This is a genomic window from Microcystis sp. M49636_WE2 (genome assembly GCF_030065375.1).
Classification (GTDB): Bacteria; Cyanobacteriota; Cyanobacteriia; order Cyanobacteriales; family Microcystaceae; genus Microcystis; species Microcystis aeruginosa_C.
On sequence record NZ_JASJFG010000247.1, the window covers coordinates 1 to 10,571 of the forward strand.

A 10,571-nucleotide genomic window follows, 5' to 3' on the forward strand; every position below is an offset into this window, starting at 1 on the left:
AATGGATACTAAAACTAATAAGAATATTGCTCCTAAAATTCGCAAATTGGTTGAGACAGCGAGGGAACTATACCAAACCAAATATGCCCTCAATGTCACAAGGCTCACCAGTCTCAAAAGTCTTTGCCAAGAAAAGGAAGCTGCCGCTAATTTTGCGCTGTACCTAGCTAAATTGGTAGTCAAACAGATGGAATCTAATCAAACTACCAGGTCTTTTCTTGGAGAAGAAGCTTGGACAGAACACTGCCAACTAATTAACCATACTGTTGAAAAAATGGAAGATTACCTAGAATATCCAACTCCAGATAAACGGCAGGATTTGCATAAATTGTTAACCCAACTAGAACAAATTCAAGGTTGGGAAAGACACATAAGATTTGGAACACAAATTCGTGTCATCAATAACAAATATGCCTTAATAATTGAAGATGCCCTGCGCTGTATGACAAGTTCAGATTATCCTTATTGGAGTTACCAAATGGCGAGAGATTATGCTGAACGCTATAACTCAAGCTGTGGCAGTGGACTAACTTCTGAATCCGCTCCTTTAGTCGCAGAAATTGCTGAGTTTTGGTGTCAATATTATTTTGGCAAAACTCTCACAGAGAAATTCCCTGATAAAAGTTGACATCAAAATAGAATAAAATTTAATAATTTTTATCTCCATACTGTTCAGGAGGTTGCCCTACTAATTCAGTAGGATAAGCTCTTGATTTTCTTCATTTAGAGGGGCTACATTTTCCCAGACCATCTCAAATTTCCATTCTTCGATTAAATCATAAATAAAAATTAACTGACTTCTCGATGATAAGGATAAATCTCCTAATTTCTAACTATCATTGTAAGGAGGAATTTCGGTGAAAGGATGGAAAATTTATGTCGTGCAACGGGAGTGTCAAATCAACGAGGTACAGAGGTTTTTGGGATAGGTAAGTCATCTGCACTCCCGATGACAAAGCCCCTCAAAATAACGATTTGTAATTAGTTGAATTATATACCAATTTTCAATCGTCGTGACTAACATCTAAACAGAATATTGACCTTGATTAAAGTTGGCCGTTCTCGATACTTTCTTACGTTTCTGTTAATCTTTCGTCATCGATCGCTGCCTAACGATAAGGTCTTATCCACTGTCCGAGTGATTCTCCCCTCACTTAACGAACCAAGCTGCCGTATCAACAAAAACCTTCGTCACTTGAAATGCCCATGCTGCTCACAAAATTGGCTAATTGTCAATAGCGTTTTGGGTGCGCTTACCCTTAGGTAGGGATAATTACATGGTTTGAACGGAATAAAATTTTAATTTTTCCTCAATCTTTCTGACAATTCGGAGCGCTGTGACTCCCGAAATCTTCAATTATTCTATTAAGTGCTATAATTCTATTGATGAAACAATTTTTGCTGGTAGCTAGTTAAGCTTAGAAGGAGTTGATATTATGTTAGTTAAAGGAATTAAAAAAGGCAAAACTATTGAGTTATTAGAGGAAGTTGATTTTCCTGATAATGAAGAGTTATTAGTGGAAATTAGAGAGGTTAAGGATTTTGGGTCAGCCTTGCAAGATTTTATACAAAGAGTAGATTTGGCAAGTATTGATGATGATAGTTTTGATAATTTACGCGACAAGTCAACGGGGAGAGATGTTCGTTTATGACTCTCAAATATTTGCTAGACACTAATATTTTGTCAGAGGCTAAACGACCTCAGCCGAATCAGAAGGTCATGACGAAGCTAAGATTATCTAAACGGGAAATAGCCACAGCTACTCTGGTAATCCATGAGCTATTATTTGGTTGTTTTCGACTTCCTCTGTCTAAAAAACGCCAAGACTTAGAGGATTATGTAAATAACGTTATTTTAGCCAATCTACCTTTATTCGATTATGACTTAAAATCAGCCCAATATCACGCACGGGAAAGGTCAAGATTGTCTAAATTCGGTAAGAGTCCTGCTTTTGTCGATGGTCAGATAGCGTCTATTGCTTTTACCAACAATTTGACTTTAGTTACCAATAATGTTGATGATTTTCAAGATTTAGAAGGTTTAGTGATTGAAAATTGGTTTCTCTAATCTGTAATTGTTCCGTGTTAATACTCGATAAATCATTTGCTCCCCCAGAAAGATGATCACTACGTCATCGATCGCTCTCTAAGGATCGGGTTATGTCCATAGTCGGTTTCAATTCTCCCCTCACTTAACGAATCGTTAAGTGAGAACCTCGAAAAATTCGTTAAGTGAGCAGCTCAAACCAAGTTAAGGTTCCGTTAGGGTGGGCTGTTCTCGATACTTTCTAACATTCGTTTGATAGCCCCATCGATGGTTGCCGTACCGACGCGATTTCGGTATCTTAGCAGCCGATCCCAAGTAGCCTGTTCTACCCTGACATACCACTCACAGCCGTTACCCGCCCTATAATTCAGCCCTTCTTTGACTTGAAATTTAGCGGCCACATCGATGGTTTTTGAGGAAAGGAAGTCCGAACCTAACATTTCTGGCGTTGCATAATAGAGATATGAATGGAGGAAATCAAAATGCAATGCCCTGAATGTAAATCTACCCATATCCGTAAAAATGGCATCAATAAACAAGGTAAACAAAATCATATTTATGTAACCTGTGGCCGTCAATTTATTGATAACTATGAAAAACAGAAAGGCTATGACGAAAAAACGAAGCGAGAATGCCTAACTGCCTATGTTAATGGGATGGGATTTAGAGGAATAGAAAGGCTAAAGGGAGTTCATCATACGACCGTAATTAATTGGGTAAAATCTGTGCTTGAATTTTGCCAGTCGCCTATGACCCAGAAACAATTCCTGAAGTAGGGGAACTGGATGAATTGGAAACCTTTGTTGGCTCAAAAAAAACAAAATCTGGGTGTGGACAGCCTTTGACCACTTTAAAAAAGGAATTTTAGGTTGGGTAATCGGAGACCATAGTAGCGAAACGTTTCGCCCATTATGGGAATTAGTTAAGTCTTGGGTATGCTATTTTTATGTGAGTGATGGATGGTCAGTTTATCCATGTTTTATAGCAGAGGGCGACCATATAATTAGTAAGACTTATATGACCAGAGTAGAGGGTGAGAACACACGTTTAAGACATTATCTAGCCCGATTGCATCGCCAAACACTCTGCTATTCTAAGTCTACAGAAATGTTAGGATACTCTATTCGTTTATTAATTCATTATCTGAAGTTTCAAGAAGTGCCTATTCCTTACTGATTCATAGCTTAATTCAGCAACACCGCAGGGATTTTACGGATTATAATTTATTAAAAGAAAAACTGGATTTCTATATCGGAAAACATTCAGATATAGAAATTATTAGCGGTACGGCGAGAGGAGCGGATCGATTGGGAGAAAGATACGCGGAAGAGAAAGGATTGACCCTAACAAGATTTTCCGCGGATTGGAAAAAGTACGGGAAGCGGGCTGGATATTTAAGAAATGAAGAAATGGCACAATACGCAACTCATGCCGTTATCTTTTGGGACGGGAAATCGAAAGGAACGGCTCACATGATCGAATTATGCAAGACATACGGAATAAATTATCGAGTAATCAAATTTTAGAAACGGAAAAAGAGGCTCATAAGAGTCTCTTTTTTACTTTCAAGATCACTGAGAAAACGAGGAAAAACTCATGACCATTCACCATTTACCCTTACTGACCAAAACGGCACAACACACGCTAATCCGAGAAATTCAAACCCTAGTGCTACCGGAATCGCCCCTATTCACACCCACCATGAAATCGGGAGCGAAATTTCACTATCAGATGACTTGCTGTGGAGAGACGGGCTGGATTAGCGATACCCTTGGATACCGCTACACTACCCTTCATCCCATCACTGGAAAACCCTGGGCATCCCTGACCCCCAGCCTCTTAACCCTGATAGACTACCTCAAATTACAGGGATATATCCCGGCTAATTATCAAGCTCAAACTTGCCTGATCAATAAATACCTACCGGGCAACAAATTAGGATTGCATCAGGATAATAGTGAACGGAATTTGACCGCGCCGATCATCTCGATTTCTTTAGGCGCATCGGGAATCTTTCAACTAGGCGGACTGAATCGCCACGATCCGATCGAGGAAATTACCCTACAGCCGGGAGATATTTTCATCATGGGAGAGGACGATCGACTCCGCTTTCACGGCTTTAAGGGCATTCTAAACGGCAAAAAACGGGTTAATTTAACCATCCGACAAGTTTATTGAAAATAACGGGCGATCATCTTGACGAATCGAGTCACGATCGCCTGTTCCATTTGATTTCTCACCGTATCGGCTCGTTCGTCGGGCGGGGGTTCCCACTTTTGTCCTCTATCCCCCGCCCGTTCCGCGAATGACCCCCACCTCTCCTCACTCGCGCCCACCCACCCACCCGAAACGGGAAAAAAGAAAACGAGACAAGAACAATAGCGACGCTAGGGGTGAAAATCTAGGGTTAAATTATCATGAATGAGCCAATAACCACGATTCCAACCTCTGACGTTGAAAATAAAGAAATTCTGAGCGAGTACGCCGATATTCGCTGGCAGATCGCCGCGTTCAACGCCAAGCTGAAGGAGATCGAACCGATGGCGATCGAACAGGCGATGTCCATCATCGACGACGGCGCGACCGCGAACGGTAAACGGGTGGTGTACCGCACCGATACCGTCGATATCGTTCTCCAACTGCGCTCTTGCAAACCGAAACCCGAAAATAACGCCGACCTCGAATCGCTGAAAGAATCGATCGAGATGGAAGCGGAGAAAGCGTGTCATCGGAACCGAAAGCAGATCGCCGATATAGAACGTAAAATCGTCGTTTTACAGTCCCGTCTCGCGATCTTGCAACAAACGGACGAGGGACGGGCGTATCAGGCCGAGTACGCGGAACGGGAACGACAACTCACCACTCTCGAACCGATTCTCAGTGTCAAGCTGAAGTAATCGAGCGGGCAAGCTCCTCGCTCGCACTGAAACCGCCCTTGATAGCCCGGTCGAGACACTAGGGGCTGTCATCAGTTAGCTCCAGATCCCTGACTGGGAGCAGGTTTCGACAGATTCGCTATTCAGCGAGGGAATGCCGAAAATCTTTGCTCAGAAAGGGTTTCAGATTTAACTGATGACACGCCCTAACAAATTAGGTCTTTTTCAGAAAGGCAAGCTGGTCTAAGGAAAGGTTGACTGTCGATCGGCCCAAAAAGGCCGATCGATCCAGCGATTTTCCGCGCGGTAGATGAAATCGAGATGGTTCCGATACGTCGCGCGGACAGTTTTCAATCGCTCCCCGTAGACATCGAGCGCGCTGAAATCGCCGGTCAGGGCGGCGTGAACGGCCTCTCCCGCTTTCATCCCCGTATAGAGAGCGTTAAAGATCCCTCGCGAGGAAATCGGATCGAAAGAGAGAGCCGCGTCTCCCGTCGCGAGCCATCGTGACCCGACGACCCGATCTAAATAACCGCCCCCGGCTTCCCTAAAATGAATCGGGACGGAATCCCTCTCGCGACATAGACAGTGACGGATGTATCGGGTGTTATCGAGCTCCGCGTCCCAACAGCCGGGATCTCGTCGGATACGGGTTATCTCTCGCTCGTCCGTGTGAAAAATGACCACGCGAGTTTGACCGGGCAACCTCGCGGTATACCACCAGCCATCCGGAACCGCCTCGATCGCCGTCCGGGTCTCGGTATCCTCATCGGACGCGACCAGCCAACGATAGGCCGCGAACAGGGGAATATCTCGATGTCGCGTGGCTCCCAGGCTTTGAGCGATACCGGCCGCGCGACCGGTAGCATCGATCAACCATTGACAGACCACCTCCCGCTCTTTGAGACGAACCCGCCAAGTCTCACCCGTCCCGGTCACGCTTTTCACCCGATCCTTCCACGAAACCGCTCCCGCCGACCGAGCGGCTGCCTGAAGCTCCCCGTCAAACCGGACTCGATCCAAATGCCAGCCCGAACCGTTGGGATCGTGGATGAAATCATTCACGACCGGCCGCTCGGCACCCCAGAGCGAAATATTTCCATAACAGGGTAGATGCGAACCCGATTCCAAAACGGTCAGCGCGTCCAAATTCTGTAAGATCGGCCGCGCCGCGCCGGGTAAGGATTCACCGACCTTGGGGAGATCCGGACGGCTATCGTCGATCAGGAGTACCCGTCGCCCGGCTCTGGCGAGAACGCGGGCGGCGACCGCTCCCGCCGGGCCTGCACCCGCTATCAAGACATCCCACATCGGCTTATCCGAACGTGATCCGTCGGAACTCTTCCCACTGCTCGATACTGTCCCAACCCGCTTGCTGGATAGCTTCGGGCAGTGTTGACGATTTCTCCGCGAGTTTCGCGGTCAATATCGCGCGCGTCTCTTCGAGCCGTTCGTCTGTCAGCGATTCCACGAATATCACCGGGGGGAAATCCGGATCGTTCTCTATCCCCGGCCGCGGTTCGATGATTCCCATCTTGCTGAACTCGCTGACCATCTGTAGCATTTGTTCCGGAGCGTTTCCCTTTAACGCCCGCAACCAGCTATCGCGCGTGTAATAGGCCGCTAGTCTCTGTTCTCGCGGTAAAGTCTTATCGATCACGATCTCGTAATTCTCTCGCGTGAGAACTTGGTTAGGGACACGGGCGGGCCAGAAGGTAGGAATATAGGGATCGTAGTCCAGATCGTAGCCCGAACGACAGAAAGCGGTATCTCCTTGCCAGGGCAGAGCCATCCATCGGGTTAGTCCGCCCGGCCCTTGGGACGAAAGCAGCCCGCCCACTTTGAGGGCGATTTCCGGGGTTAGTGTTTTTCCGTAGTCCGGTTCGGGGTCATCGGGCGGGCGGTGGCGTACTCGGAAGGGCGCGCTGTAGAGGGTACTGTGGCGCATCGGCCAAGTCACCTCGCAACCGGGATGAAAAGCGTCCGCTAGGCAAAAATGCAAGGCCGCCCGATCGAGCGTGGCGGGCTGTTCCGCGAGGGGGACTTTCTCGATACTGTCCGGTTCTTCGAGTTCCGGATTCCAATCGTTGACGAAATCGCCTTTCACCCATAACTCCAGCAAGTGCATCCGGGCCTTCGATAACGCCAGATTCGCTCGGGGTGAGTCCGCGGGCCCGCTACCGTAAGAATCGCCGTAGATCCACGGCCACGGGGAGCGATCGCCACTGGTCGTATTCGCCGGACGAAAGGTATTAAAGATAATCCGCCGTAATTCACCGTAGGGATCGTTGTTCGGCTCCGGCACGCGGGCTAGTTTGGCGATCGTTTCCGGGTTCGTGAAATCCATCGGGCCGCCCGTACCGAACTGCGTGGCGAATCCTTTGTTGACCCACTGCAAATTCGACAGACGCGACAGGACGGGCCAGATATCGCGGGTAAAAGAAGCTCGATCGGGTACGGGTAGCCAGCCACACTCGACGTAAGTATCGACGAGTAAGTCGTAAAGGGTACGCCAACCGATAATATCGGGCGCGTAGTTCGGCGGGCCGACGATTACCCAGCCTGGCTCGACGGGAATCTCCCGTCCGGCGATCTTGACCGATACCGTGACCGGCCCGTCGGAAATATCGTCGAACCAACCGTCCGCGTTGTTAAAGCTGTTGGGATTGTCGGGATTGTAGATCGGTTTTCCCTCGGGGGAACCGGAGTGACCATACCCTCCCAATACGATTAGATGTCCCTTGTCATCGGTTCGTAACTCGCCTAGGGGTACGGTAACTCCCATAAACTGACCGTTATCGAACCGATACGCCTCCCCCGCAGTATTTTTGCCTTTTATCGTCCGCGGACCGGGATCGATCGCCAGAGTCGAGCGATATTCCTTTTTCACGTCGGGATTGCGACGGGGAATCTCCAGACCTTCGGCTTCGGGAATATCGAGGGCGACTTGAAACTGATACCACTGGGCTTTGCGATTGGCCAGATGAACCGTCCACTCGATAGCGGCACTGTCGCTGTCGATTTCTCCCACCACTTCCCCGGCGGCATTGTAACCGTAAACTCGGAATCGGGCGGCCTGACGCTTGAGCGCGCCTCGCGCGTCCCGAAGCTCCTCCGCGGGAGGTCGGATGACTTCCGGCCCGATATAGTAACCATCTTCCTCGGTGCTATTGCCCACTCGCGCGACCCCGATCGCCGGATGGACGGCCGCTCGAACGATATAGCTATCCTTGCCCTCGGGCCACGCGGTACTCGGTCGAACTTCTTGCGGTTCCCCGACCGATTCCCCGTTGACATCGCGCCGGAGTTTCGCCGAAGCTTGATAGACGATTTTCCGAGCTTCCGCGATACTGCCGACGGGTCGATGCTCGGGCAGAACGCGCCACGGATTAAACGATAGGGTCTCCCCGTAGGCGGATTGGCCGCGGGCATCGATATCCTGTGCCGGCAGGATTAAGGTCGCGACGTGGAGGGGAGGGGAGTCCGTTTCGCTCCAGCGAACCGTGGCGCGGTCGATCGGCATGGTTTCCGGATCGATTTGCCACTGAACGAGAAATTTCAACCGGGCCTCACCCCCGCGCAGTCGTTGTGCCAGATCGACGCGGAGATAATCGGGATCGTCGTAATCGGGAGCCGGCCCCGGAGGAACGATTTCCGGCTCTAATTTATATTTACAGAAATCTCGTTCTCCCCAACAGAATGGCATAGCACTCCAGAGATCGGTTTCTAGAACCGAAGGTACGATCTTTTCCATTTCATCCAGAATCTCTCGCGTTCTAGGATGCTCGTTCAACCATTCGTTAGCAACGTCGGAACCGGTTAACGATGCCTTGGTAAACTCGCACATCTCGCGAGCGTTATCCACGAAGAAGACATCGATGTTTTGCAAGAGCAGATCCATCGTGGGAGCGTGTTCATCGGGCGGGAGATCTTTGATTCCCGGAACGTCAAACACTTTAATCCCGATACCCACGGTACTTTTTAGATCGGGGCGACCATCCGGTAGATCGCTCGCGTAACGTACCCAAACCGGGTAAGAGCGGGGTTCGCGAAAGAGACCGACCCTTGCCCGTTCGGGTAAGTGGGGAACGATTTCCAAACGTCCGTGAGCGATACCGTGCAAGCGCAGGAAAACCGGACGACGGGCCGGGCATTGTCCTCGCTCGATTCTTCCCCTCTGTACCATCTCGACGAACATGGTTTCCAAGCAACCGATCGGGTCGGATTGACAATCACAGGTGGGAGGGGTGCTGGTACTTCTCGGGACAGGGTTCGGGGGATAACGCATATTGAGACCTAGTATTTGTGTCCGTACAACTCAAGTAATTTCTACCTCGAAGTCGTCAGCTTCACGCTATCGAGTGGGTAGGAACGTTCGACAAATCTTCAAAACTCGGAGCGAACCGATCGAGCGTGGATACGAGCTGACAGAAAAGTTTGCATTTCTTACTTCACTCCGGTTCGTATCTCTGCCAAAACGCAAGGAAATCGGTAGATTTCCCGCTTCTGATTCGGAAGAAAAAAGGGTTTACCCGATCGATAGTAAGAGCTTTTCGCCGCTTGTTGTCGATCGAGGGGTCGCGAGTAACAGGATGTTACACTCGCACAAACCTATCCCAAAAGAATCGCGATGCCGATCGAGGGGGTCGCCCTCCGATACGAACAGGGTTAGGGAACAAAATGCTAGGCAACTCGCGATCTGTCAAGGGTGCGGAATTCTAAAAAACGGAAAGACTGAAACTTCATTTTAGATTAACTCGTGACTGGCTCGCTTGAACTTTACGTCGATCATTTTACCCGATTGGCAATTTAAAGGTTAATCGCATTATCGCTCAGATTGACCCGATCGTTGTCGTAGCCGCTTAAATAAAGAGGTTTTGATAACCAAATTAAAGCAGCTCTAAAGAGTTTTGAGTTAAAAGTTAAACTTCAAGTTTTCATTTAGGACGAATGTACTGGTTAACTAATTTTTTTGGGAAAATTAGTTAACCGAGCATTATAACATATAATTAATTTGCAAGAGTTCTACTGCATCTTCTACCTGATATTTGGTATTGTTTCCTGGTTTTCTGTCATCGGGTAAGTCATGTAATTCTTGAACTAAAAATTGTATTAATTCAGGAATTTCTAAAGTCACAGCCTTTTTCGTCATCGCAGAACAGTTTGATTAATTAATATTTCCAACTTAATAATTTTACCTCAACAGACAACAATCATCAATTTTTATTTGGTTCTCTTTCTGATGTAGAGAACTTTTGTTCTAGATTTATCCCATCTTTCAAATATTTTGAGTATAAATACTCTATATACTCACTTCTCTGCGATGCAGTCGCACTCGCGGGAGCGCATTTTGTAGCCTGCTTAAAGCTTTGTTTCTGTCTGTATCACTTGTTACTTTTTAAAATGAGAATTGCTGACCCACGAGGATCGACCTTGACTCTACAGGACTGATATTTTCCCATCTTTAGCAGAATATCGGCATCTAGAAGAGGGTGCGATCGTGCGGTAGTTATAGTTGAGAGGGTGTGTTACACTAGCCTTAAGGCACTGTGTAGGCCGTAATCGAATTACTTCTCAACAATCCATTATGATAAAAAATCTACGAGTTAGTTATGATGGAATGGTTTTCCGTCCCGAAGAAAAGATTG

Annotated in this window: 10 protein-coding genes and 2 pseudogenes; 7 read left to right on the plus strand and 5 right to left on the minus strand. The window is 47.8% G+C overall.

The features are described from left to right. From PX484_RS05910 to PX484_RS05920, 3 genes are all read left to right on the plus strand, one after another. On the plus strand, positions 1 to 628 hold a 628-nt coding region (locus PX484_RS05910), incomplete at its 5' end, for a hypothetical protein (protein ID WP_002803496.1). Positions 629 to 1,436: 808 nt separating this feature from the next. Beyond that, complete coding sequence (locus PX484_RS05915) at positions 1,437 to 1,652, plus strand: hypothetical protein (protein ID WP_002757568.1); 216 nt, start codon at positions 1,437 to 1,439, stop codon at positions 1,650 to 1,652. Then, positions 1,649 to 2,068, plus strand: a complete 420-nt coding sequence (locus tag PX484_RS05920) for a type II toxin-antitoxin system VapC family toxin (protein ID WP_002757569.1) — start codon at positions 1,649 to 1,651, stop codon at positions 2,066 to 2,068. Before PX484_RS05915 ends, PX484_RS05920 begins: the two co-directional genes overlap by 4 nt. Positions 2,069 to 2,262: 194 nt before the next feature. Here the strand turns inward: PX484_RS05920 and PX484_RS05925 are convergent, their stop codons facing one another. Further along, entirely contained in the window at positions 2,263 to 2,487 is a 225-nt protein-coding gene (locus tag PX484_RS05925; RefSeq protein ID WP_287664303.1) for a hypothetical protein, read from the minus strand. Between the two features lie 42 nt (positions 2,488 to 2,529). Here PX484_RS05925 and PX484_RS05930 point away from each other — a divergent pair. From PX484_RS05930 to PX484_RS05935, 3 genes and pseudogenes are all read left to right on the plus strand, one after another. Beyond that, positions 2,530 to 3,223 (plus strand): annotated as a pseudogene (locus PX484_RS05930) (IS1 family transposase). 11 nt (positions 3,224 to 3,234) lie between these two features. After that, positions 3,235 to 3,573: a DUF2493 domain-containing protein gene (locus PX484_RS25680; RefSeq protein WP_353736969.1), complete on the plus strand. Its 339-nt coding sequence runs from the start codon at positions 3,235 to 3,237 to the stop codon at positions 3,571 to 3,573. A 70-nt stretch (positions 3,574 to 3,643) separates the two neighbouring features. Further along, positions 3,644 to 4,225 (plus strand): alpha-ketoglutarate-dependent dioxygenase AlkB, encoded by a 582-nt coding sequence (locus PX484_RS05935; RefSeq protein ID WP_002803489.1) that lies wholly within the window; start codon positions 3,644 to 3,646, stop codon positions 4,223 to 4,225. Here PX484_RS05935 and PX484_RS05940 read toward each other — a convergent pair. Then, positions 4,219 to 4,383: a hypothetical protein gene (locus PX484_RS05940; RefSeq protein WP_157404790.1), complete on the minus strand. Its 165-nt coding sequence runs from the start codon at positions 4,381 to 4,383 to the stop codon at positions 4,219 to 4,221. The genes PX484_RS05935 and PX484_RS05940 overlap by 7 nt on opposite strands. Positions 4,384 to 4,464: 81 nt before the next feature. Between PX484_RS05940 and PX484_RS05945 the strand changes: the two genes are divergently transcribed. After that, on the plus strand, positions 4,465 to 4,944 hold the full coding sequence (locus PX484_RS05945; RefSeq protein WP_002803488.1) for a hypothetical protein: 480 nt from the start codon (positions 4,465 to 4,467) through the stop codon (positions 4,942 to 4,944). A 222-nt stretch (positions 4,945 to 5,166) separates the two neighbouring features. On the opposite strand, the gene PX484_RS05950 is transcribed toward PX484_RS05945, so the two are convergent. The 3 genes and pseudogenes from PX484_RS05950 to PX484_RS05960 form a co-directional block, all read right to left on the minus strand. Then, positions 5,167 to 6,234, minus strand: coding sequence for an NAD(P)/FAD-dependent oxidoreductase (locus PX484_RS05950; RefSeq protein WP_287668761.1), 1,068 nt, complete (start codon positions 6,232 to 6,234; stop codon positions 5,167 to 5,169). Between the two features lie 4 nt (positions 6,235 to 6,238). Then, a complete protein-coding gene (locus PX484_RS05955) occupies positions 6,239 to 9,121 on the minus strand; it encodes a LodA/GoxA family CTQ-dependent oxidase (protein WP_287668764.1) in 2,883 nt (960 codons plus the stop codon). Between the two features lie 828 nt (positions 9,122 to 9,949). After that, positions 9,950 to 10,075: pseudogene (locus tag PX484_RS05960) on the minus strand (ISNCY family transposase); the annotation flags it as partial. Positions 10,076 to 10,571: the final 496 nt, after the last annotated feature.